Origin of the sequence: Tenacibaculum caenipelagi (assembly GCF_004363005.1) — a bacterium.
Lineage (GTDB): Bacteria > Bacteroidota > Bacteroidia > Flavobacteriales > Flavobacteriaceae > Polaribacter > Polaribacter caenipelagi.
Genome location: NZ_SNYH01000001.1, coordinates 585,661 through 610,463 on the forward strand (window position 1 = coordinate 585,661; position 24,803 = coordinate 610,463).

Annotated in this window: 25 protein-coding genes and 2 tRNA genes; 11 read left to right on the forward strand and 16 right to left on the reverse strand. The window is 31.5% G+C overall.

What is annotated here, in order from left to right:
- Positions 1–27: 27 nt before the first annotated feature.
- From DFQ07_RS02625 to greA, 3 genes are all read right to left on the reverse strand, one after another.
- A complete protein-coding gene (locus DFQ07_RS02625; protein ID WP_133534719.1) occupies positions 28–909 on the reverse strand; it encodes a hypothetical protein in 882 nt (293 codons plus the stop codon).
- Positions 910–978: 69 nt separating this feature from the next.
- On the reverse strand, positions 979–1,371 hold the full coding sequence (locus tag DFQ07_RS02630) for an HIT family protein (protein WP_133534720.1): 393 nt from the start codon (positions 1,369–1,371) through the stop codon (positions 979–981).
- An 80-nt stretch (positions 1,372–1,451) separates the two neighbouring features.
- Positions 1,452–1,925, reverse strand: coding sequence for a transcription elongation factor GreA (greA, locus tag DFQ07_RS02635; protein ID WP_133534721.1), 474 nt, complete (start codon positions 1,923–1,925; stop codon positions 1,452–1,454).
- 173 nt (positions 1,926–2,098) lie between these two features.
- Between greA and DFQ07_RS02640 the strand changes: the two genes are divergently transcribed.
- The 4 genes from DFQ07_RS02640 to DFQ07_RS02655 all read left to right on the forward strand — a co-directional run bounded on the left by DFQ07_RS02640 (position 2,099) and on the right by DFQ07_RS02655 (position 6,408).
- Entirely contained in the window at positions 2,099–2,509 is a 411-nt protein-coding gene (locus tag DFQ07_RS02640; RefSeq protein WP_133534722.1) for a Rieske (2Fe-2S) protein, read from the forward strand.
- Positions 2,510–2,574: 65 nt separating this feature from the next.
- Positions 2,575–3,732, forward strand: coding sequence for a 5-(carboxyamino)imidazole ribonucleotide synthase (locus tag DFQ07_RS02645; RefSeq protein WP_133534723.1), 1,158 nt, complete (start codon positions 2,575–2,577; stop codon positions 3,730–3,732).
- Positions 3,733–3,823: 91 nt separating this feature from the next.
- Positions 3,824–4,303: a 5-(carboxyamino)imidazole ribonucleotide mutase gene (gene purE, locus DFQ07_RS02650; RefSeq protein WP_133534724.1), complete on the forward strand. Its 480-nt coding sequence runs from the start codon at positions 3,824–3,826 to the stop codon at positions 4,301–4,303.
- 77 nt (positions 4,304–4,380) lie between these two features.
- On the forward strand, positions 4,381–6,408 hold the full coding sequence (locus tag DFQ07_RS02655) for a M3 family metallopeptidase (RefSeq protein WP_133534725.1): 2,028 nt from the start codon (positions 4,381–4,383) through the stop codon (positions 6,406–6,408).
- Between the two features lie 59 nt (positions 6,409–6,467).
- Here DFQ07_RS02655 and DFQ07_RS02660 read toward each other — a convergent pair whose 3' ends face one another.
- Positions 6,468–7,706 (reverse strand): glycosyltransferase, encoded by a 1,239-nt coding sequence (locus tag DFQ07_RS02660; RefSeq protein ID WP_133534726.1) that lies wholly within the window; start codon positions 7,704–7,706, stop codon positions 6,468–6,470.
- A complete protein-coding gene (locus tag DFQ07_RS02665; protein ID WP_133534727.1) occupies positions 7,706–8,176 on the reverse strand; it encodes a heme-binding domain-containing protein in 471 nt (156 codons plus the stop codon). Before DFQ07_RS02665 ends, DFQ07_RS02660 begins: the two co-directional genes overlap by 1 nt.
- A gap of 98 nt (positions 8,177–8,274) precedes the next feature.
- Here DFQ07_RS02665 and lpdA point away from each other — a divergent pair, with 98 nt between their 5' ends.
- The 4 genes from lpdA (at position 8,275) to DFQ07_RS15905 (ending at position 11,603) form a co-directional block, all read left to right on the forward strand.
- A complete protein-coding gene (gene lpdA / locus DFQ07_RS02670; protein ID WP_133534728.1) occupies positions 8,275–9,675 on the forward strand; it encodes a dihydrolipoyl dehydrogenase in 1,401 nt (466 codons plus the stop codon).
- Positions 9,676–9,762: 87 nt separating this feature from the next.
- Positions 9,763–10,629, forward strand: coding sequence for a helix-turn-helix transcriptional regulator (locus DFQ07_RS02675; RefSeq protein ID WP_133534729.1), 867 nt, complete (start codon positions 9,763–9,765; stop codon positions 10,627–10,629).
- 46 nt (positions 10,630–10,675) lie between these two features.
- Positions 10,676–11,398, forward strand: coding sequence for a metallophosphoesterase family protein (locus DFQ07_RS02680; RefSeq protein ID WP_133534730.1), 723 nt, complete (start codon positions 10,676–10,678; stop codon positions 11,396–11,398).
- Positions 11,385–11,603 (forward strand): DUF7220 family protein, encoded by a 219-nt coding sequence (locus tag DFQ07_RS15905; protein ID WP_449649459.1) that lies wholly within the window; start codon positions 11,385–11,387, stop codon positions 11,601–11,603. The genes DFQ07_RS02680 and DFQ07_RS15905 overlap by 14 nt, the downstream gene beginning before the upstream one ends.
- A 32-nt stretch (positions 11,604–11,635) precedes the next feature.
- Here DFQ07_RS15905 and DFQ07_RS02685 read toward each other — a convergent pair whose 3' ends face one another.
- From DFQ07_RS02685 to DFQ07_RS02715, 7 genes are all read right to left on the reverse strand, one after another.
- On the reverse strand, positions 11,636–13,753 hold the full coding sequence (locus tag DFQ07_RS02685) for a peptidylprolyl isomerase (protein ID WP_133534731.1): 2,118 nt from the start codon (positions 13,751–13,753) through the stop codon (positions 11,636–11,638).
- 107 nt (positions 13,754–13,860) lie between these two features.
- Complete coding sequence (locus tag DFQ07_RS02690) at positions 13,861–15,153, reverse strand: hemolysin family protein (protein ID WP_133534732.1); 1,293 nt, start codon at positions 15,151–15,153, stop codon at positions 13,861–13,863.
- A 5-nt stretch (positions 15,154–15,158) separates the two neighbouring features.
- Positions 15,159–15,350, reverse strand: a complete 192-nt coding sequence (locus DFQ07_RS02695; protein WP_133534733.1) for a hypothetical protein — start codon at positions 15,348–15,350, stop codon at positions 15,159–15,161.
- Entirely contained in the window at positions 15,350–15,922 is a 573-nt protein-coding gene (gene lptC / locus DFQ07_RS02700) for an LPS export ABC transporter periplasmic protein LptC (RefSeq protein ID WP_243743917.1), read from the reverse strand. Before lptC ends, DFQ07_RS02695 begins: the two co-directional genes overlap by 1 nt.
- A 9-nt stretch (positions 15,923–15,931) precedes the next feature.
- Complete coding sequence (locus DFQ07_RS02705; protein WP_133534734.1) at positions 15,932–17,242, reverse strand: tetratricopeptide repeat protein; 1,311 nt, start codon at positions 17,240–17,242, stop codon at positions 15,932–15,934.
- A 15-nt stretch (positions 17,243–17,257) separates the two neighbouring features.
- The gene (locus DFQ07_RS02710) at positions 17,258–18,526 is read right to left on the reverse strand and encodes a hypothetical protein (protein ID WP_133534735.1); all 1,269 of its coding nucleotides are present in this window, start codon (positions 18,524–18,526) and stop codon (positions 17,258–17,260) included.
- The gene (locus tag DFQ07_RS02715; RefSeq protein WP_133534736.1) at positions 18,519–19,250 is read right to left on the reverse strand and encodes a type III pantothenate kinase; all 732 of its coding nucleotides are present in this window, start codon (positions 19,248–19,250) and stop codon (positions 18,519–18,521) included. The genes DFQ07_RS02710 and DFQ07_RS02715 overlap by 8 nt, the downstream gene beginning before the upstream one ends.
- Before the next feature lie 109 nt (positions 19,251–19,359).
- Between DFQ07_RS02715 and DFQ07_RS02720 the strand changes: the two genes are divergently transcribed.
- A tRNA-Phe gene (locus DFQ07_RS02720) sits at positions 19,360–19,432 on the forward strand.
- A 65-nt stretch (positions 19,433–19,497) separates the two neighbouring features.
- A tRNA-Phe gene (locus DFQ07_RS02725) sits at positions 19,498–19,570 on the forward strand.
- Positions 19,571–19,663: 93 nt separating this feature from the next.
- Here the strand turns inward: DFQ07_RS02725 and DFQ07_RS02730 are convergent.
- Positions 19,664–20,641, reverse strand: a complete 978-nt coding sequence (locus DFQ07_RS02730; protein WP_133534737.1) for an endonuclease/exonuclease/phosphatase family protein — start codon at positions 20,639–20,641, stop codon at positions 19,664–19,666.
- Positions 20,642–20,743: 102 nt separating this feature from the next.
- Between DFQ07_RS02730 and DFQ07_RS02735 the strand changes: the two genes are divergently transcribed.
- A complete protein-coding gene (locus DFQ07_RS02735) occupies positions 20,744–21,208 on the forward strand; it encodes a hypothetical protein (protein WP_133534738.1) in 465 nt (154 codons plus the stop codon).
- A 75-nt stretch (positions 21,209–21,283) separates the two neighbouring features.
- Here the strand turns inward: DFQ07_RS02735 and DFQ07_RS02740 are convergent, their stop codons facing one another.
- Genes DFQ07_RS02740 through DFQ07_RS02750 form a run of 3 tightly spaced genes read right to left on the reverse strand, consistent with a single transcriptional unit; the run spans position 21,284 to position 24,738 of the window.
- Positions 21,284–21,802, reverse strand: coding sequence for a gamma carbonic anhydrase family protein (locus DFQ07_RS02740; RefSeq protein WP_133534739.1), 519 nt, complete (start codon positions 21,800–21,802; stop codon positions 21,284–21,286).
- A gap of 7 nt (positions 21,803–21,809) precedes the next feature.
- Positions 21,810–22,541 (reverse strand): LytR/AlgR family response regulator transcription factor, encoded by a 732-nt coding sequence (locus DFQ07_RS02745; protein WP_133534740.1) that lies wholly within the window; start codon positions 22,539–22,541, stop codon positions 21,810–21,812.
- Between the two features lie 7 nt (positions 22,542–22,548).
- A complete protein-coding gene (locus tag DFQ07_RS02750) occupies positions 22,549–24,738 on the reverse strand; it encodes a histidine kinase (RefSeq protein ID WP_133534741.1) in 2,190 nt (729 codons plus the stop codon).
- Positions 24,739–24,803 lie beyond the last annotated feature (65 nt).

Sequence of the window (24,803 nt, forward strand, 5' to 3'; positions counted from 1 at the left end):
ATTCCTTCTCTCCTATTTAATGTCGCCTTAATTAATAACCAACTCTGTTGTTACAGTAATTTCTTTTGATGAATTCTCGTCTTTTAACTTTGCTACTAACTTACATGGATTACTTATTTTCCCTTTAGAGAAGCTGATTTTTGCTGTTAATTGGTTTTCTAAAGCTTTAGGGGCAACTCCTTCCTTATAAGCACTCAATAGATTCGGATTAGATATAATTTTACCTCCTTTACTATCTGAAAGTTCAAGTGAAAAAACAGGAAAAACTTTGTTATCACTTAACTCTAAACCTTTTGCTCCCTCAATTATTAAAATAAATAAATGTTCAGGACTTATATTTTTATTAAAAACTGGTTGTTTAAGCGTCTCATTCCACAAATAAATGTTTGTATACTCAATATCATTATTTGTTATTTTGAGTAAATCATTTTCTTTTATAGTAAATGGTAATTCATAGTTGAATTTCCCCTCTCCTTTTTTATCCCATATTTGTACATAAGCCTTATACTTTTCATTATTTTGATATGGTAATGCTGCTCTAAAGTTAGCTTGTAGTTTAAGAGGAAAAAGTGCTGTTCCATCAGTTATATTTCCTAATAAATCAGGGTTAGAAAGTACAGTGTCTTTTTCATTTTTAACAATATACATTGAAAGACCTGGATAAGTTTTTTCATCCAATCTTGTTAAACCAGTAACATTGTTAAAAACTAAATTTACTTTTTCACCAAAAACAAATTCATTTCTCTTTTCAACTTCCCCATTAACTTCTATAACTACATCATCAGATCCTAAACCGTCTCCTCTTGAATATGCTCCTGTTATTAAATCTTTATTCACTGATTGATTAAATTGACAAAAACTAAATAGTATAGTAAATGTTAATAAAATAGGTATGATAGTTTTCTGCATTAATCTTTTTCTTATTTGGTTACTTAATCTTTTGTGTTTATAATCTCGTTAAAATGAATGATGACTCAATTATTCAAAATTCTTAGCAATTTCTTCTGCAACAGCAACAAACTCTTCGTTTGTTAATTTTTCTTTCTTCGTAAATCGAATATCCTCCATTGTTTGCAACGGAATTAAATGTACATGTACATGAGGTACTTCTAAACCTATTACACTCATTCCAATACGCTCACATGGAATCGTTTTTTCTATCGCTTTTGCTATTCTGTAAGAGAAAGACATCAATCCATTGTATTCTTCTTTTGATAAATCGAACAATTTATTTTCCTCTCGTTTAGGTACTACTAAGGTGTGTCCTTTCGCATTTGGGTTGATATCTAAAAAAGCAAAATAATTATCATCTTCTGCAATTTTATATGATGGAATTTCTCCGTTTATTATTTTAGTAAAAATACTAGCCATTATATTTAATTTTAAGTGTTCAGTAAAAATAAAAAAAGCGTTGCATAAGCAACGCCTTAACTGTAAATATTTTTAGAGTTCTATCTAGAAATTTCCATAACTTCAAACTTCATAATCCCATTAGGAACCTGTATTTCAGCAACATCCCCTACTTTTTTACCTAGTAATCCTTTACCGATTGGTGAGTTCACAGATAACTTTCCGTTTCTTACATCACTTTCGCTGTCAGCTACTAATGTGTACGAAAATTCCATACCATTAGCAGTGTTTTTAATTTTTACAATTGAATGGATTAAAATTTTTGAAGTGTCTAACTGACTTTCATCAATAACACGAGCATTTGCTACCACGTTTTTAAGTTTCGCAATTTTTGTTTCTAACAACGATTGTTCTTCTTTCGCTGCATGGTATTCGGCATTTTCACTCAAATCTCCTTTATCACGTGCATCTGCAATTTCTTGAGATACACGAGGTCTTTCCACCTGTTCTAAATGTGCTAACTCTTCTTTAAGTTTTTTTAATCCTTCTTCCGTGTAATATGATACGTTACTCATCTCTTCTCTTTTAAAAATCAATAAACTTCTTTTTTCTTTTATAAACTCCTACTATACTGAATTAGTGCTTATAAAATTTAAAAATCTCACACCGCTAGGAATGAGATTGTAAAACAAATGTACAAAATTTTCGTAAATTCGTTGCGTTATGATTGTAACTCCGTTTAAAAAAAATGAAAAAACTATTCTTTTTATTTCTTATTGCAACATGTTTTAGTTGTAGTGATAGTGTACCTGTAAACAACTGTTTCTCTGGCGTAACGATGAATGCTATTATTGATTTATCACTACCTGAGTATAGTGGCTTACTGGTTCCAGGAGGTGAATCTCAGAACACAATTCAAGGAAGGAATGTTTTTATTTTTAGAACAGGAACTTCAGGATTTAAAGCCTTTGACCAACAATGCCCAAATAGAAATTGTAATTCTTTAATGACCTTTAATGGAGTAGAAATTACATGCCCTTGTGATGACAAAAAATACAATTACTTAGCAGATGGCGCTCCCCTTGATGGTGAAGGATGCAATGCTTTAATGTATTTTGTAACTCCAATTAACAATTCTCAACTAAGAATATCTCGTTAATAGCATTTATACTAACAATTAGATTCTTATTTTTGCGCTAACAACAACACACTAACAACAATACTGTGAAAAATTATTTTTCTTCAAACTTTAAATTGGGCGTTCTTGGAGGTGGTCAATTAGGAAGGATGTTACTTTCCGAAACGCAAAAGTTCGATATCTACACCGTTATTTTAGATGGAAATACTGACGCTCCATGCGCACAGATATGCAACGAATTTCATCAAGGAGATTTATTAGATTATGATACCGTTTACAATTTTGGGAAGCAAGTAGATTTGTTAACTATAGAAATTGAAAATGTAAATATTGATGCCTTAGATACTTTAGAAGCTGAAGGACTAACCATTTACCCTAAGCCTAAAAACTTAAGGACAATTCAAAACAAAGCGTATCAAAAGGTATTTTATCACGACAAAGGAATTCCAACAGCTGATTTTTCAAGGTTTACTTCTATAGAAGAATTGAAACATGCTATTAGTAACGAGGCTGTCACTTTTCCTTTTGTATGGAAATCTGCTCGATTTGGTTACGATGGCAATGGTGTAAAAGTAGTTCGTTCTATTAACGATTTAGAAAACTTACCAACTGGCGAGTGTATTTCTGAAAAACTAATTCCGTTTAAAAATGAATTAGCCGTTATTGTAGCCAGAAATGTCAATGGAGAAACCAAAACCTACCCTGTAGTTGAAATGGAATTTCACCCAGAAGCTAATCAGGTAGAATACGTCATTTGTCCGGCAAGGATTGATGAAACTGTCGCTAAAAAAGCACAAGAAGTTGCTCTTAATGTTGCTAATTCTTTCAACTTTGTTGGTTTATTAGCAGTAGAAATGTTTCAAACAAAAGACGATGAGATTTTAGTAAATGAAGTAGCTCCAAGAACTCACAATTCAGGACATTATTCAATTGAAGCAAGTTACACGAATCAATTTGAACAGCATTTACGTAGCATCTTAAACCTTCCGCTAGGTAATACCGAAAGTAAAGTAGCTGGAATTATGGTGAATTTAGTGGGTGCTGAAGGTTATACTGGTGATGTGATATATGAAAACATCGAAGAAATTTTAAAAATTGACGGAGTTACCCCTCATATCTACGGAAAAAAGACTACAAAACCTTTCCGTAAAATGGGACACGTAACCATCGTTAATCAAGACATAAATGAAGCGAGAAAAATCGCTCAGCAAGTAAAAGAAACTATTAAGGTAATAGCAAAATAAAAAACATGTCATTACGAGTGAAACGAAGTAATCTCACCGTTAACAGATTGCTTCGTCATAAATTCCTCGCAATGACACTAAAAATAAAATTATGGTAGGAATTATCATGGGAAGCGATTCAGATCTTCCAATCATGCAAGAAGCAATAGATATCTTAGAAAGTTTTGATATCGCTGTTGAAGTAGATATCGTATCTGCACATAGAACCCCTGAAAAATTGTTTGATTATGCAAACAATGCGCACAAACGTGGAGTACAAGTTATTATTGCAGGTGCTGGTGGTGCTGCACATTTACCAGGGATGGTAGCTAGTATGAGTCCATTACCAGTTATTGGAGTTCCTGTAAAGAGTAGAAACTCTATTGACGGTTGGGATTCTGTATTATCTATCTTACAAATGCCTGGAGGTGTTCCTGTTGCTACCGTGGCTTTAGACGGAGCAAAAAATGCAGGAATCTTAGCTGCTCAAATTATTGGTGCTTCAGATAAATGTACCTTAGACAAAATTGTAGCCTATAAAGAGGGCTTAAAACTTAAAGTTGAACAAGCCTCTGAAAGAGTAAAAAAATAATAGTATTTTAGTGCTATAAAAAGTAAACCTCACAGAGTATCTTTGTGAGGTTTCTTCAATTTTTAAACTTATTTTTTATGACTAAGAATCCTCTTTTACAAGATTTTAATACACCTCCTTTTTCTAAAATAGCTGAAAAAGATTACAAACCTGCTATTAAAAAAGCTATTGAATTAGCTAAAGAAGAAATCAATACTATTGTAGAAAATTCAGAAGCACCTACTTTTGAAAACACTACTGCTGCTTTAGATTTTACTGGTGAAAAACTAGATAAAGTAACTTCAATCTTCTTCAATCTAAATTCCGCTGAAACCAATGAAGAAATTCAAAAAATAGCGAAAGAAATTTCGCCATGGTTAAGTGAATTTAAAAACGATATGATTTTAAATGAAGCTTTGTTTAAAAGAGTGAAGACTGTTTACGAACAAAAAGACAGTTTAGAATTAACTCCTGAACAGGACATGTTGTTAGACAAGCAATACAAAGGTTTTACAAGAAACGGAGCTAATTTAAATAATAAAGATAAGACTGAACTGCGTAAGCTTGATGCTGAATTAGCGAAATTATCATTGCAATTTGGAGAACATGTATTAGCTGAAACCAATGCTTTTGAAATGCTTTTAACTGATGAAAATGATTTGGCTGGTTTACCAGAAAGTGCAAAAGAAGCTGCGAAAGAACTCGCTAAATCAAAAGAAAAAGAAGGTTGGATGATAACTTTAGATTATCCAAGTTATATCCCTTTTATGACCTATGCTGATAATAGAGAATTGCGTAAAAAACTAGCAATTGCAATGGGTAAAAAAGGTTTTCAACAAAATGATTTTAACAATGAACAAATTGTAAAAGACATTGTAACATTACGTCACCAACGAGCAAACTTACTAGGTTATAAAACTCATGCTCATTTTGTTTTAGAAGAGCGTATGGCTGAAACTCCAGAAAAAGTAATGGAGTTTTTACATGAATTGTTAGAAAAGGCTAAACCTGCTGCAGAACGTGAGTTTAAAAACCTAACAGATTACGCAAAAAAATTAGATGGTATTGACCAATTACAAAAATGGGATAGTGCCTATTATTCTGAAAAATTAAAAAAAGAACTATTTAGTTTAGACCAAGAATTACTAAAACCTTATTTTAAGTTAGAAAATGTTATTAATGGTGTTTTTGAAATAGCCAAAAAACTATACGATTTACATTTTGAAGAAGTGTTTGATATCGATAAATACCACGAAGATGTTAAAACCTATTTGGTAACCGATTCAAAAGGAAATTTCATTTCTTATTTCTATGCTGATTTTCATCCTAGACCAGGAAAACGTAATGGTGCGTGGATGACTTCTTATAAATCGCAACAAGTTAAAAACGGAGTGAATGAACGTCCACAAGTTTCCATTGTTTGTAATTTTACCAAACCTACTCAAACAAAGCCTTCTTTATTAACTTTTAATGAAGTTACTACCTTATTCCACGAGTTTGGTCATGCTCTTCACGGAATGTTAGCTAACACTACTTATAGTAGCTTATCGGGAACTTCTGTTTCTTGGGATTTTGTTGAGCTTCCTAGTCAAGTTTTAGAAAACTGGTGTTACGAAAAAGAAGCTTTAGAGCTATTTGCAAGACATTACGAAACTGAAGAAACTATTCCGATGGAATATGTAAAAAAAATAAAAGAATCTGCAAATTTTCATGAAGGAATGCAAACACTTCGTCAGTTAAGCTTTGGGTTACTTGACATGTCTTGGCACGCTGGTGAATCTCCAGAAACAATTGCAGATGTAAAAGCTTTTGAAAAAAAGGCTTTTGAAAATACTCAATTATATCCTGATGTAGCTGAAAACTGTATGAGTACTTCTTTTTCTCATATCTTTCAAGGTGGATATTCTGCTGGGTATTACTCGTATAAATGGGCAGAGGTATTAGATGCTGACGCTTTCGAATATTTTAAAGAAGAAGGTATTTTTAACAAGGAAATTGCCAATAAATTCAAAAACAATGTACTTTCTAAAGGAGGTACAGAAGAACCTATGGAGCTATACAAACGTTTTAGAGGAAGAGAACCTAAACCAGACGCTTTATTAAAACGCGCTGGGTTAATCAGTTAGTTTACAGTCTTCAACTACCAATAATAAACAGCTATCTGTAGAGTTTTACAGATAGCTGTTTATTGTTTAGTATACTTTGATTTTATCTCAATCCACTTACTCATATATTTGGTGGCTTGTAGTGTTTGATGCTGTAATAGACTTCCTAAAAAATTATTAGCTCGATGTGCTTCTAAATTTTCCTGAACCTCTACTATTTTATCAATGAAAGAGGGTATTAATTTTTCTTTATCATATACTGAATTGATAATTGTTATTCCTTTTTGCTGAGATTTTTTCCAAAGAATTTCATAAGAGTATAACTCAACAGCTTTACTGGCAAACTTTTCAAAATCATCCTCAATAAATCCGTTCCAAGCTAAGTTATCATGCATTCCTTCTGCCCCTATTAAAGTGGTAACACTAGGAGTTCCACATTCCATAGCTTCTGTTAATTTCCCTTTTATTCCTGCTCCAAAACGAATAGGTGCTAAAACAACCCTAGCATTTTTAACCACCTCTAAAACATCTTGCGCAAAGCCTTTAACTATAAATCTTTCTTTTGGGTTATGCAATTGTTGAACCTGCTGTGTTATATAGGCTCCATAAATATGCAATTCTGCTTTGGGTAGTTGTTTCCTGATATGTTTCCATATTGTTTTTAATTGTAAAACGGCATCGACATTTGGAGCATGAAAAAAGTTTCCTACAAAAACAAAATGTTGTCGTTCTTCGAATGGCTTCCAGTTTTCAATAACTTTCTCATCTATTTTATCCAGTAAAAATGGTAAATGATGTAACAAAGCTTCATCAATCTTAAAAACCTCTTTTAATAATTGAATTTCATAAGCAGAAATAATCAAGCTTATATCACAACGTAAAATAGCAGCTATCTCTCGTTTGGCTTCATCAGATTTCAATAAAGCTTCATTAGAAAACACCTCTCCTTTTTTTAGCTGTTGGTGACGTACTTTTCTTAAAAAATGTAAATCTTCAGTATCTAAAATCCGTAAGGCATTCGGACAATTTTCTGCAACACGCCAACCAAATTGTTCTTCCATCATAAAACGATCGAACAACACAATATCTGGTTGCAATACTGTTACAAAATCATCAAAAGAAGATGAGTTTAATTCAATTGATTTCTCTTCTATCCCTAATTCTGTTAAACTTAAAGAATTCTCTGTTTTTTGAGCAGGTGTCGCAAAAGTGATGGTATAATTGTTGGCTTTAAAAACATTGATTATCTGTAACATTCGGTTACCTGCTCCGGTTGTTTTTTCTACCCAAACATACCCAATAATTAAAAGTTGTTGCATTAATTAGCTAGTTGTTGCTCGTATTTAGATTGTACTTCCTTAGCCCAATCAACTACTTGTTGAATTTGTTCTTGCGTTAATTTTGCATTGGTATGCGTCCAAGTATATGAATTTAATAGCATTTTTTTCTTTTCTACCTCTTCCCATACTTCTTTCATCTTATGCTTTTTTTTCTTTAAAGAATACGAAGCCCAGTCAGAAAAATTCAATTCTTCTTTTCCTTCTGATACGTGATTTGCCATCCAATAATTAACTGGGGTAACACTACTATACCACGGATAATTAGTAGTGTTCGTATGACAGTCAAAACATGCAGTTTTTAAAATTTGATGTACTTCTTTAGAAGGATTTACTTCAGCAATAAATGGTTCAAGTGTAGTTACCTCACTTTCATTCTTTTCAGGCTGAAAAAACTGTAAAATAACTAATAAGACTAATAATAATCCAATGATTTTTTTAAGAATCCCCATCTTTTACTTTTTAAGTTTTTAAAGATATGAAAACTAATTTTATCGACAAATAATTGTACTTTTGTACCCATTATTTATGAAAAAATAAAACACAACTCATGAAATACGATGTTATCGTTATTGGTTCTGGTCCAGGAGGATACATTTCTGCCATCAGAGCTGCACAATTAGGTTCTAAAGTTGCAATTATTGAAAAATATTCAACTTTAGGTGGAACTTGTTTAAATGTAGGATGTATTCCTTCAAAAGCTTTATTAGATTCTTCGCACCATTATTATGATGCTGTTCATCATTTTGAGGAGCATGGAATTTCGGTTGAAAAGCCATCTTTCGACTTCAAAAAAATGGTAGACCGTAAAGCAAACGTAGTTGAAACAACTACTGGAGGTATCAAATATTTAATGGATAAAAACAATATTGATGTTTATGAAGGGTTAGGATCTTTTGAAGATGCTACCCATGTAAAAATCACAAAAAATGATGGTACTTCAGAAGTTATTGAAGGTACAAATATCATCATTGCTACAGGTTCTAAGCCATCAACTTTACCATTTATTTCAATTGATAAAGAACGTGTAATTACTTCTACCGAAGCTTTAAAATTACAAGAAGTACCTAAGCACTTAATCGTAATTGGTGGAGGTGTTATCGGATTAGAATTAGGTTCAGTATATAAACGTTTAGGAGCTGAGGTAACGGTTATTGAATTTATGCCTGCAATTACTCCAACTATGGATAAAGATGTTTCTAAAGAACTTACCAAAGTTTTAAAGAAACAAGGAATGAAAATCAATACTAGCCACGGTGTAACTTCTGTTGAAAGAAACGGTGATGAAGTTATCGTAAAAGCTACTAACAAAAAAGGAGAAGAAATTACCTTTACTGGTGACTACTGCTTAGTTTCTGTTGGTCGTCGTCCGTATACAGAAGGATTAGCTTTAGACAAAGCAGGTGTAAAAGTTACTGAAAGAGGTATGGTTGAAGTAAACGATCATTTACAAACCAACGTTTCTAACATTTATGCTATTGGTGATGTAGTTCGTGGAGCTATGTTAGCGCATAAAGCAGAAGAAGAAGGTGTTGTGGTTGCTGAGTATTTAGCTGGACAAAAACCTCATATCGACTATAACTTAATTCCAGGAATCGTTTACACATGGCCAGAAGTTGCGGCTGTTGGTAAAACAGAAGATGAATTAAAAGAAGCTAAAGTTGATTACAAAGTTGGAAAATTCTCTATGCGTGCATTAGGACGTTCTCGTGCCAGTGGAGATTTAGACGGATTTGTAAAAGTATTAGCTGATAAAAATACTGACGAAGTATTAGGAGTTCACATGGTAGGTGCTCGTGTTGCTGACTTAATTATGGAAGCAGCCGTAGCAATGGAATACAGAGCTTCTGCGGAAGATTTAGCTCGTATTTGTCATGGACATCCAACCTACTCTGAAGCTGTAAAAGAAGCAGCCAAAGCAGCTTGGGACGGACAACCTTTAAATGCTTAATAAAAAACTTTAAAACATACTTAAAAAAGCAATCTCATTAGAGGTTGCTTTTTTAACTTTATATAATATCTTATTTCTATTTTAACTATGGTTGAATTTAAAAAAGTAACAAAGCTTCCAAGCTTTTCACATCAGCTTGACAATAAAATATTATATTCAGAACATAACGAAGATATTGAAGTTAATTATAAATCTACCTATACATTAAAATATGTTATTGAAGGTTCAAAGTGCTATAATCTCAACAATAAAGACATTCATGTTTCTTCTGGACAATATTTAATCTTAAATGACAGTAATATTAACACTAAAGCCTTTAAAGGTACTAGAGGGTTTTCTCTTTTCTTATCTCATCAATTAATATCAGAGATACACAACAACCTATATTCTAACAGTGATTATTCTTTAGATTTTTTTGAGTATCCACAATCAAGCTACAACAATGAAATTGGCTATCAGCTGTGTAAAACAACCTATCTTTTTAACAATAATCCTTCTGTTTTTAAACTTCAAATGCAAGATTTATTTATTAAACTTTCAGAGATAATTATTAAAGAACAAGTTGATTTAGAAAAGAAATTTTCTGAGTTAAAAATTCAGAAATACAACACGAAAAAAGAAATTTTTAAACATGTTATTTCTACTAAAGAATTTATTAATGATAGTTTTTCTCATAAAATCACATTAGAAAAATTAAGCGAAAGTATAGGTATTAGTAAATATTATCTGCATAGATTATTTAGTGAAGTTACAGGAAACACTCCTATAGAATATTTAACCTTTGTACGATTAAAAAATGCTAAACAACAGTTAAAATATTCAAACAAATCTATTTTTGAAATAGCTATTGATTGTGGCTTTGATAACACTCCATATTTTTCAAATATTTTTAAAAGCTATTTTGGTGTTCCACCTACAGTATATAGAAAAACTAAAATCAGCAAGATTTTATAAATTCTACTTATAAAGTGTAATTATTTTTACCCAATAAAAATAACTTATGCTAAAGAGAATAGCTCATATTACCGACTTACACTTAGACGAAAAGTTTCCTGAAGAACATAAAATTTCCACAAGAACTAGACTCCGTAATGTTCTACAGGATATTTTAGAACAGAATATTACAGAAATTGTGTGTACTGGAGATATAGGAGAAAGTCAAAGCTTAGAATTCTTTTTTAATGAATGTAATAACTTTAATTTATCAATCACTTTAGGCAATCACGATTCATTTGAAAAAGTTCAAAAATATTTGAATCATCAAAAATCAAAAGAATTAAACAAGCTATACTATAGTCAAGAAAAATCACACTATAAATACATATATCTAGACTCTTCATCGGGCCAAATTGACAACAATCAATTAGTTTGGTTAAAAGAAGAACTTGTTAGTTCAACACCTATTATTATTTTCATACACCATCCCATACTTGGTTTACCTTTAAAAGTTGACGAAATTGGCTATTTAAGGAACAGAGAAGATGTTTTATCCTTACTTAGTATACAACCAAATGAAATCACAATTTTTTGTGGTCATTACCATTTAGAAAGCTTTATTCCTTATAAAAACATTAAACAATATATTACCCCAGCTATATCTTTTCAGATTAAAAAAAATTCTCATACTATAGAAATCGGTACAGAAACGTATGGTTATAGGATAATACATATTAATGACCATAATATTTCATCTAAAATACAGCTACTTCATGATTCAAACTAAAAAACAATCTTTAATAGAAAGCTTGATTAATGTCTCGATTGGTTTTATTATAACTATCATTTCTTTAAACATTATCTTTCCTATTCTTGGTATAAAAAGCAATCCTGAGAAAAATATTGTTTTGACTATTTACTTTACTATACTTAGTATTATTAGAAATTATATAATCAGAAGGTTTTTTAATAAAAAATCCCGAACTAGTTAGTTCGGGATTTTTTATTTGTATGACTTTATTTCTTATTGAATTCCGTAGAAAGAACTCATATTATCTTCAATCTTAGCCGCCTTTTTAACAGCTTCATACATTTGGAAAGTCTTGCTCTTTCTTTCGTTTGCTATACGCTTTCTAAATGTATCGTAGTTAGGTAATGCCGTTGGTAATTCTTTTTTCTCAACTACAAAAGCAAATACTCCTTTATCTCCTGCTACGTTTTTAATTACTTGGTTTTCTTTTGCGTTTAACATAGCTCCTACAATCTTAGGCTCATATCCTACTCCTGAAATTGTTGGTGAATTTAAGTTTACATCAGTAGCTACTCTTACTGTTTGACTAACAGACTTTGCTATTTCATCTAACGTAGATCCACTAATTTCATCTTCAATCATTTTAGCTTTTCTCTCGTTTGTTAAAATAGGACGTACACTTGAAATTGCTTTATCTACAGGCATTAAACCTTTTTCTACTTTAGCTGTTAACACAGCTACTACATAACCTCCATCAACATCAAAGCGCTTGTAGTCACCTTCATTCACATCTCTATCAAAAGACCAAGTAATGATTTCTCTTTCGTTTCCTACTCCTGGTACATTTTCATCTAACGACTTTAATCCGATAGCTGGTAAAGAACTTAAGTTCTTTTCTTTTACAGCTTCATCAAAATCTTTTCCGTTTGCTAACTCTAATGCAAAAGTTTCAGCATTTTGAAAAACGGTATTCTCTGTAGCTTCAGAAGCTTCTATTTTTCGTCCGTAAGTTGCTAATTTTACAACTGGTTGGAAGTTCTTTTGTCCATCAATTTTAATAACATGGAATCCGAATTGAGATTTTACTACTCCCATATCTCCTTCTTTACCTTCAAAAACAAAATCTCTAAACGACGGTACCATTCTGTTATAAGAGAACCAATCGTAGAATCCACCTTTATCTGAAGAACCTTTATCAGAAGACATCTCTTTAGCTAAATCAGCAAACTTAGATTTATCAGCTTTTACAACTGCTAATAAACTATCTGCTGTTATTTTTGCTTCTTCTTCAGACTTTACTACCGTAGCATCTGCACTTGAAGCACCAACAAAAGGTATTAAAATATGACTTGCTTGAGCAGAATCTGGTAATTGAGCAACTTTTGTTACTTTAGATATTTTGAAGTAATCAGCATCTTTATAAGGACCAAAAACATCTCCTTCTTTACCACTAAAAACTTCTTCAGCTATCGCTTGTGGTACTTGAACTTTAAACTTGTAGTTATCATCAAAAGCAATATCAGAATTATTTTCTTCTAAAAACTCGTGGTAATCTACCGCATTTTTCAATCCTTTAACTGGAGTATTATTTACCTCAGAATCTTCAATTAATTTAGCTACTTCTGCTTTGATAGCTTCTTCATCTTCTGACGTAGGTGCTATATCAAACTTTACAAATTTAATATCTCTTGAAGCCTCTACTTGAAAAGCTTCTTTATGACTGTTGATATAATTGCTAACATCACTTTTCTTTAAAGTCACTAAACTATCTGCTATAGTAGAATAAGGTACGTACACGTATTTACCTGATACTTTAGTGTTTTCAGTTAAATATTGAGCTTCACCTTCTTTTAATGAAGCACCTAAACCAGCTGCTACTAAGTTATCGTAAGTAGTTTTTTCTATATTATTTTTTAAAGAAGCCATATAATTTTGCCACGCAGCCCACTCTTCTCCATTTTCTTCTTTAATAGTAGCTAAATGCTCTTTTAATTTATTTTTATCGAAAATACCTGAAGTTTGAAATCTTGGATCTCCTTGAAGTGCTGGCGACTCATACAATGCATTCATGATATCAGCTTCACCAACAGTAATTCCTGCTTCTTCTAACTGTGTTTCATAAATTTTTTGACGGATTAAGTTATTCCAAACAGTTTTAGCTGCTTGCATTTCAGAAACTCTATTACCTGTTTGTGCTTTATAAGCATCTAAAGCTTCTGCAAATTCTTGACGCGAAATACTTTCGCCATTAACTTGTCCTATTTCGTTTACTTTGCTTGCACTGAAAAAATCTGATATTGTAGAAGGGTCTAATACAAAAGCAAAAAGTGCTAAACCAATTACAAGAATTAAGAACATTGAACGTTCTCTAATTTTCGATAAAATTGCCATACCTCGTTTATTTTATTAACAGTGTGCGAAAATACAATTTCATAGTTAATAATGCAATGTTTTTTTATGCTGTTTTTGAGGGAGTTCCTCGATGAAAGAAGAAAAAGTTAATCTTCTTTATTAGTTACTTTAAAGTAAATATCATCAATTTTGGTTGCGCTTACTTTTAGTATTTTAATTTGGAAGTTTTCTATATACAAAACTTCATCTTGTAGTGGTATTGTTTCGGTATGATTTAAAATAAAACCTCCTAAGGTTTCGTAAGCTTCTTCTTTAGGGATATTCAATCCGTATTCTTCATTTAAATAATCAACTTCTAAGCGTGCAGAAAAGTTAAACTCAGTTTCACTAACTCTTTCTTCTAACAATTTTTGAGTATCGTGTTCGTCTTCAATTTCTCCAAACAACTCTTCAACAACATCTTCAACCGTTATGATACCAGAAGTTCCACCATATTCATCTACAACTACAGCAATGCTTTTACGTTTTTTAATTAGGCTATTTAACACATCGTTAATAATCATAGACTCAGGAACAAACTCCACCGGTAATAAGATAGACTTAATTGTTCGTGGTTTTTTGAATAGTTCGAAAGCATTCACATACCCCAAAATATCATCCAGTGAATTTTTATAAACTAAGATTTTTGATAACCCTGTAGAAATAAACGTCTTTTTTAAATTACTTACCGATTCGTGTAAATCTACTGCTACAATTTCGGTCCTAGGCACCATAATTTCACGTGCTTTTACCTTGTGAAACTCTAACGCATTTTGAAAAATTTGTATTTCAGAATCAACTGCCTCTTCATTGTTCCCAGCATCTAACTGTTCAGAAATATAATTACCAAGCTCCTCCTTACTAAACTCCGTTTGAATTTCATCTTCTTTAGTTCGAAAAAAAACACGCAAGAAAAAGTCTGAAATCTTCGTAATGACAGAAGTTATTCCATAGAAAAACACATAAAAAACGTAGGCTGGTATAGCAAATAGCTTCAGCATTTCATTTGCGTAAATTCTAAATATTGCTTTGGGTAAAAACTCTGCTGTAACCAATATAATTATCGTTGAGATAAGTGTTTGAGTAAGTAAACTTACATCAGACAGTATATAATTGATTATTACATAATCTGAAGGTAAAAATGTTTGAAACCACCTCATTAATAACTCTCCCATAAAGTAACTGTAAATTACTAGAGATACGTTATTTCCTACCAACATAGTAGTAATAAATTTGGAAGATTTTTCAGTAAGTCTTGTTAAAACTTTAGGTAGTATACCTTCGCGCTTTTTTTCTAATTCAATGTGTAGCTTATTTGCAGAAATAAAAGCTATCTCCATACCAGAAAAAAAGGCAGAAAATAAAATAGAAGCAAAAATTATTACGACTTCAGCCTGCATTAACGTTATTGATTTCTTTTTTCTATTTTTCTTCTAAAATGTCTTTTAAAGAAGAAAATTAATATGATAAAGATAGCAAATCCGAACATAATAAAAGCCTCTTCTCTATCTGAATTCCATTTCAAAATTCCTTCAACAAAAAAGATAGCTCCTACTACAAGGTATCCGTATTGTAAATATTTCCAAAGTGTATTCATTATATATCTTTTTGAGTTGTTTCTATGTCACCTGTAATATCTTTGGCCATCCATTTAGTCAAATCTTCGTTAGATTCAAATCCAAAGCCATTAATTACACTTTCTGGAGTTGTAAACCGAAAACCATCTTCCGTAAAGAAATAGTGTTCTTTTTGATCCCAAAACAACTGATTCGTTTCTAATTTTGTTTGCTTTGCGTGATTGGTAATTACCACATTTCCTCTAATCTCAGATATTTTTGTTTTATTGTAAGTTAACGCATAATTACCTGAAATTGTTGTTGAATCTGTACCTTGCTTATTGATGGTTATAATTTTTATTCCTTGTGGAAACTCATTGTAAGGATGTTCTTTTCGGTTTGAAAAATCATAAAAAACAGGTGCCTTTGTTTTGGAGGTTATTCTTCCTGAATCTTTATGCACATGATAAATATTTACAGCCGAACCTACAGGTAAATTTTTATCTGCTAAAAAATCTCGCACTTCCTTTTTTGAGTTGGTGCAAGAAAAAAACATTGCTATCAAACAAATGATAGCAATGTTATTATATATGTGTTTTGATTTTGTAATCATTCCGTACTATTAAGGAATACGAACACTCTCACCAATCCAACATCCAACTCTATAGCTTCCACCTGAAGCAAGTCCTTTTTGGAAAATTAATTTTTTAGAAGGAACATTCTTTTTGTAGCTACTAATATATCTACCTGCTCCACAACCTGGATCAACTTGATTCGCTTTTAATGCTTTATTTAAAGCCGCAACATATACCATTCTTTTTTCAAACTCATCGCTACCACAAGAGTTTGCACTTTTTTGGTATAAACTAGCAATAAATAAATATGCTTTACCCATGTTAGGGTTATACTTTAATGCCTCGTATGCTAAAGCTCTTGCTCTGCTTCCACTAGCACTTTGTGCTTCTCTTAACTTATACTTCGCTTTTTTGAATGGATCAGTTTCTAAATCGAATGCTTTCTTTCTCATTTCAGCAGCACTACTTTTATCTCCATTCTTAGCTAAAACTCCTGCTAAGAAATTATAAGCATCAGCAGATTGTGTTACCTCAGCATAAGCATTTGCTAACTTTTCAAATAACGGATCAGCTGTACACTCTTTGTTATACATTCTTGATACCGCTCTTTTTAACCAAACTCCATCAGTTTTGTTTTGTTCGAAATCTCTAGAGTAAATAGGTATTAATCTTTCACATGTTGCTATCTTAGAGATTTTTGCATCTAAACCACCCTCTACTTTACCTAATAATCCTGAGTTAATTGTATAAGCTTTTAAGTTTTTCTTTTCTCTAGAACTAATAGTTCCTAAAGAATCCTTTTCTTGCAACTTAGCAATCTTCTTACTATAGTCTTCTAACTTCTCATCTACAGATTCCATTACATCATCATAGGTATCAAAAACTTTTTGAGGATTAGAATCTTGATACTTTTCAGCAATAGTTTCAAAATATCTAAAAATATTCTTCACTCCCATATCTTTAGCTCCAGCCTTATATCCTTTTTCTAAGATTTTAAAGATTTCTTCATCTGACGCTAATTTGTTTTCACTTAAAAAATCTGCATAATCACTATGCGCTTTAGCTGGGTCTTTATCTGGAAAATTAGCTAACCTTGTTTCATATACTTTCTTTGCTAAAACTGGATCTTTTAGATTTTCAGCAACTTTGGCCCCGTATTTATAGATGTTAATAGATAATCCTGCACAGTTATCTAATAAATATTCTAAATCTGGTTTAGCTTGTGTGTATTTTTTTGTAGTAGCATATCCTTTAAAAAGGTTATACTTTATATTACACTCCTGACTTGCTTGCGCTTTCGCTCCATTTACGGCTACAAACAAAAATAATCCTGCTAGTAAATACGTAATTTTTTTCATCATTCTCGGTTTTTGTTAATCTATTCGTGTTTTATGGAACCATTTAATACTATTCAAAGATAAACTTAATCTTACATTAAAGTAGTTTTCTTTTATTAAGTTATTGTTAGTCGTTCCCCTCTGTCCGTACTCAAATCCAACGTTTACGTTAGATAATTGTCTTGGTAATGGCAATCCTAAACCAACATTTATGCCAAAGTCTTTTACTGCTGTAAAATTATCTGTTGTTTTCACTAATAACCCTGTATCTTCAAAACGCAAACCTGCTCGATATGTAACTCTATCCCAGTAACTTGAAATAGAATTAATCTTAGGAATATAGTATCCTCCTATTGCAAATTTATTTGAATCATCATATTTATATGAACTTCCGTTAGCAACAAATACATTATCATTTTTTAATGCACCTTGAAACTGTTGATTTACTCCCAAATACCACTTATCTTCTTTTCCAATACCAAATCCAAAAACACTTTTCAATGGTACATTAATTTCTCCATTTTGTGATCTGTTGAACAATTCATCTCTTGGTGTTTCTAATCCCGAACTACTAAGCGACAAAGAATACATTTTTTCTGTCCCTTTTGCTGTTAAATCTGTTGATAAGGTAAAAGAAGCTCCTGTATATAACTGTAACTTGTTTTTCAACTCCTTTTTATACTGTGCTCCTAATTTAAATTGTCCTCCTCTTATATTAAGAGATTCTTCATACTTCGTAGCTAATGCTACATCTGCTCTTTGATTTAAAATACTATTATCTATGTTTCCGAAAATAAAACTCGCCTCAGCTCCAATCGATAATCCTTCGTAGATATATCCTCCTAAGGCTGCATAAATTTTATTTGTCCCTCCTTCTCCTCTAAATAACGTAGCATTATCTTCATTATTATCATCTAATAATGAATAACCTACAGAAGAAAAAGGTTGTAACCCAACAGTAAAACCTGCTTTTTTTCCAATTGGAAATCCTAGTGATATATATCTTAAGTTTGTTGAATTTCCTGTTTGAGAAGCATCTTGTTCTTTTACTGTTAAAAAAGTTAAACTCCCACCAATAGCATAGGTTGCTGCTCTTAAATCAGCATTAGATGCCGGGTTTGTAAAATTTAAATGAAAATTATCTTTCATTGCTACTCCAATCCCCCCCATAGAAGCCTGCTCTACAGTAACAGCTTCAAAATTTTCACCTATCCCAAAATAAGAATATGGTGATGCACTATTTCTTTGTGCTAATATTGCCGATGTAGTAAATACAAAAACCCCTAATATAAATCTCTTAATCATTCGCTATATTGTGTATCAAAATAGTATGTAACCCTTCCAAAACAAAATTTGGATGGGCAAATATGACACTTTTTAATTGTTTAGACAAAAAATATGTATCTCCTCCTGTTAAAACTACTGTTAAATCTTGATACTTTTTTTGATATTGTTTAATTATCCCGTCTATTTCATTAGAAATTCCATTAACTATGCCCGAATGTATTGAACTATTTGTATCTCTTCCTATAAAACTTTCAACTTCACTAGGTTCTAGCAATGGTAGTTTAGAAGTAAAAGTATGTAATGCCTTATATCTCATCGCAATTCCAGGTGAAATTGCCCCTCCTAAATACACTCCTTCTTTAGTAATAAAATCATACGTTATGCATGTACCTGCGTCTAGCACTAATACATTTTTATTAGGATATTTTTTTACTGCTGCTGCTGCTAATGCTATTCTATCAACCCCTAACGTTTTAGGTGTTTTATAATTATTTTTAAATGGAACTTTTGTTTCCGAATTTAAATAAACTGGATTCAGGAAAGTATCTATTTTTTCTTTTTCTTCTTCAGAAAAAATAGCCACAGAAGACACAATACTACTAGAAATTGAATATTTAGAAGTAATTTTTTTTAGCTCAGAAATAATCTTTTCTTTTTCAAAAATAAAAACTTCTTTAACAGTATCTATTTCAGTAACAGCCACTTTAACTCTTGTATTTCCTACATCAATAATTAGGTACATATTTCTTTTCTTAGAGGACGTAAATTTACGTTACATTTTTTTAAAGCTTTTACTTTGTATAATTAAAAAACGATTGTATATTTGCATCCGCTTAACGAAAGTAGCAACTGGTGCCTTAGCTCAGTTGGTAGAGCAAAGGACTGAAAATCCTTGTGTCCCTGGTTCGATTCCTGGAGGCACCACAATAAAACTCGTATCGTAGGTTACGAGTTTTATTTTAAAAATGTTACTTTTTTAAGCTATGACTGGTGCCTTAGCTCAGTTGGTAGAGCAAAGGACTGAAAATCCTTGTGTCCCTGGTTCGATTCCTGGAGGCACCACGATAAAAACCCGAACAAAATTGTTCGGGTTTTTTAGTTTCTAATTTTATTTTTAAATAAAAAAGCTCGACAACAATTACCGAGCTTCATATTTTATTTCAATTTAAATTGCATTTCTATAGGCAAATGATCTGATACCTGCCCAAACTCTTTAAGTACTTTACCTCCTATATATTCTATAGTGTTTTCTGTATAAAATATATAATCAATACGTTCAACAGGATCTTTGGTATCAAAAGTGTTTTCTGGACTTTCAGAAGAAAATGCCGCATTTCCAATGCCATCCATCGCAAACATTTTTCGAATAACAGCTTCCTTATCTCTTGCCTTTGAGTTAAAATCACCTAATAAAATCGTAGGATAATCATTTTTATATTTATTGAAAAGATTCTGTACATATTCAAACTGATGTAATCTTGTTAATTTATCAAACGCTTCTAAATGTAAGTTTATCACTACCACTTCCTTTCCTTCCAACTTAACTTTCACTACTTGTACTAACCTGTCTAAATACAAAGCATCTCTATAAAAAGGATTATTAGCAACGCGTTCTAACACAATACGTTCATAATCTTTCAACTCATACTTACTTAAAATTGATTGTCCTGAAACTATTTTACCAAAATGCATACTTGGTGGCCAATACGGAAAAGGTACATAATGTTCATCCCAATTTATCCCTCTTGCCACATAATTGTAACCTAATTTTGCAATCTCATCTTCTTGATTTACCTCATACGATCTTGCAGCATTATAATCAATTTCCTGAAAAGCAATAATGTCTGGGTTTACCTTTTCAATTTCTGTAACTACCTTTTTTAAATTCACATCAAACAGTTCTTTAGGCTTAGCAACGGCTCTATTGTTTGTCATCCCACTTAAATAACCAATATTATAGGTAACAATACTATAAACAGAATCGTTATCTACCTTACTATCATAATTATGTGTGATTATTTTAGCGTATTCTGCTTCATCCATTGTTGGCGATGACGCCCAGAAAAAAAACACGACAACTAAACCTGTAACTAACAGTAATAACTTTACTATGACTCTGAAAATGTACTTCATAAAGGATTAAAAAAATGTTAAATTCTTTTTCAAATTTAAACTTTTTCGCACTTGGAATGTCAAATAGGTGTAAATAATTACAAAACTTTAAATTTTAAACATATGAAGAAATTACTAACAGTATTGATTTTAGCGATAGGATTTACCGTTACAACTCATGCCCAAAGAGGAGATAAAGGTCAACATGAACAATTAACCGTAGAACAACAAACAGAATTAGCGGTTAAAAAAATGACTTTAAAATTGGATTTAACTGCTTCTCAGCAAAATCAGTTAAGACCTTTAATAGCTAAACAAATTGCCGAAAGACAAGAAATGAGAGCCAAAAGAAAGGCAATGAAAAATAGTGATAATAAGCCTACTGCTGAAGAACGCTACGTTATGAAGAATAAAATGTTAGATAAGCAAATTGCTTACAAAGCAAAGATGAAACGTATTTTAAATAAAGAACAATATGAGCGTTTTGAAAAAATGACCGCTAGAAAAATGAACAAACATAAAAAGAAAGCTGAGCATAAAATGCATGAGAAAAGAAAACTTCATAAAGAACACATGCAAGAGAAATAATTTTGGTGGATTGATAAGTTAGTTTTGATTGAAAAAAACCCAGTTTTAACTATAAAACTGGGGTTTTATTTTTGTTTACTCCTCTTTAAACCAACTTGAATATTTTACATAGTTATTGGCTATTCTATCAATCTCTCCAGAAATAAGTTCTTGAGAGATATCTTTTACTTTTTTTGCTGGAACTCCTGCATATACACTTCCGCTTTCGATATGCGTATTTTTAGTAACTACAGCACCTGCCGCAATAATAGAATTCGATTCTACCACGCAATCATCCATAATTATACTACCCATTCCTACCAGTACATTATCATGAATCGTACACCCATGTACCAAAGCATTATGTCCAATAGATACATTATTTCCTATAGTTGTAGGTGATTTCTGATACGTAGCATGTATTACCGCTCCATCTTGCACATTCACTTTGTCTCCCATTTTTATATAATGTACATCTCCTCGAATTACGGCATTGAACCACACACTACATTCATTTCCCATTTGTACATCTCCGACAATAGTAGCATTTTCTGCTACATAACAACCCTTTGGTATTTGTGGATGTTTTCCGTTTACAGGTTTTATAATTGGCATATATTTTTTATTTAAAAAATGATAATAAATTGGCTTTTTTTGAGGAAGAAACCATAATTTCTTTTCCATTTGATAGTATCACGCTTCCTCCCTTTCCTTTTTTATACTTTGTTATTTCGTTAACGTTTACTAAAAACGATTTATGAATCCGTGCAAAAGAATTCTCGTTTAAGATATCTTCAAAATATTTTAGTGTTTTACTTACTAGTTTTTTAGAATCTTTAAAATACACTTCGGTATAGTTATCATCTGCTTTGCAAAACACAATATCATGAATATTTACCACTTCAAAACCATCTTGTTGTGGAATGGTTATTTTCCCATTGATAGTAGTTGCTTTGGGGGTTAAAATAGCATTCTCTAACTCGTTTTCTTTTTCTTTAATTTCTGTAACTAAACCTACCGCTTTTATCAATTCATCTATAGAAATAGGTTTTAGCAAATAATACGTTGCTTGATTATTCAACGCTTCGATAGCATAATGATCGTAAGCCGTAACAAAAACGACTTCAAAAGTTCTATTCTCTACTTTTTCTAATAAATCAAACGCATTTCCAAAAGGCATTTCTACATCTAAAAACACCAAATCTAATTCATGTTTTTCTATTAACTTTTGTGCATCCTCAATATTACTTGCTTCTCCTAACAACTCAACATTAGGGCAATATTTAGCAATATAATTTCGTAGAATGTCTCTACTGATTTGCTCATCTTCAACAATAATTGCTCTTATTTTCATAATCCCATTAATCTTTTTTTAAGGTCAACCCAACTTTGGTTCCGCTTCCATCTTCAAAAGCATCTGAAACAGCAACCATGATTTTATCTTGATACATATCATTGAGAATAGCTATTCTTTTTTTGATAGTACTCATTCCTTTCGATTTTTGTTTCAACTGATTCTTAGTTTTCATTTCCATCGATTGTTGTCTTCCTACACCATCATCTTCAATCAAAATTTGAATCGCATCTGAATCTTTATAAGTCATTGAAATATTCAAATTTCCTTTTTCTTTTTTATATCGAAGTCCATGCCAAATCGCATTTTCTATATACGGTTGTAACAGCATTGGCGGAATCGAATATTCATCTAACGGTATGTTTTTATCTATATGGATACTGTAATCGAACTTATCTTTAAATCGATTGTGCTCCAACTTTACATACAACTCTAACAATTCTATTTCTTTGGTAAGCGGAATGAAATCTTCATCTGAATTTTCTAAAACCGCACGCATCAACACCGAAAATTCTGACAAATATCGGTTAGCACTTCTCTCATCACTTACTGCAATAAAACTGTTTACTGAATTCAATGCATTGAAAATAAAATGCGGATTCATTTGCGAACGCATCGATTTTAATGCCAATAAGTTATTGGCTAATCTTTGCTGTTTGTTAATTCTAAACATAAAATACACCAACAAAATCATTAGTAAAAAACCAGCTACTAACGAGTAAATAACCCATTGTTGACGTTTGTTACTCTCTTGAATTAACTGCTGATCTTTATACGCTAAACTAATTTTACTCTCGCTTAATTCTTTATCCTTTTCTAAACTTGCTATTCTATTTTGGTTGTCTAAAATCCGTTTACTAAAGCGTTTTACTTGTTGAATTTCCTGTTCTTTTCGTGAGTATAATGTATCAACTAACGTTACGTAATCTTGGTAAGTTTTTAATGCTTTTGTATAATCTCCAACAGTTTCATATACTTCAGACAATCGTTTTGTTGCGTCTTTCTGAATGATTAAATCCTCATTTTTATCGGCATCTGCAATACTCTTTTTTAAATACGGAATGGCTTCTTTATACGCTGCTTTTTGCATGTAAGCATTTCCAATTTTATAATTGATTTTTTGCGAAGTAATCGAATCAACTAAAGACTCACTGTTTTCAGCTTCAACAGGTATATCTTCTGCTTCTTTCAAGCTTTCTTTTCTAAGCTGAATTTCCTCATCATAACGTTGAGATTGGTTATAAAAATCAGCTACTTTTTGCTGTTCTTTTAACGAGCGTTTCTTATTCTCTTCGGATGCTAACCTTAAAGAATTTTGATAATATCCGTCTGCTTCTTGAATATTTCCTTGTGCTGCATATACTTCAGCTAGCTTAGAATTTAAATCGGTTATTTTTGGGGTAATTAAATTAGTTTTGGCTATTTCTAAGGCTTTTTGATAATTGCTTTTAGCTTCATCAAAGTTTTCTTGAACCATATACACATCTCCCAAACCTTGAAATGCTGTTAATTGCTGATAATTATTCAACTTTCCCTTTAATGTAGTTTTATAATTTTGTTCACTATCACTATAATTTTTAACTAAATAAGCAGTTTTAGCTAATTGTAACCGAACAGCTGGATTATTAACTTGTAGTAAAGATGTTTGATAATTCTCTATAGCCAAATCGTACTGATTCCAGTAAAAATATACATCTGCTAATTCCTTATAAGTGGTTGCTAACCTATTCCTCGATAAATCATCTAGTAACATTTTTTCTATAAAGGATAAACTTTTATCGATATCTTTCTTTTTGTAAAATCGAACAGAATCTAAATATTGAGGATATAAACTAACTCGTTTTCCGGAACTATAAGGACTTAACTTTGATTTTTTATTTGGCTCAAAACCTTCTACCTGTACTTTTATATCTTCATCATCTTTGATTGTATAAAAGATCGTTTCAAAACCTGAATGCGATACTACCAACTGATCTCCTGCTTTTGCTTTTACAGTATAATTCCCTTTGATGTCTGAATAGTAAAACACACGTCCGTTAACTTCAACTCTCGCATCTTTAATCGGTTGATGAGTTTCACTATTAACCACCTGAACTTTTACTGAAAACTCACTAGCTACATTTTTCTCTATTTGAGAAAAAACAGTAGAAAAACTCAATAAAAAGATTACACATATTATGTAGTATACTTTATTCATACTTTATTTCTTACTGTAAACATACTCACAAAAAGCCATACAAAAAAACGTGTTTCATTTCTAAA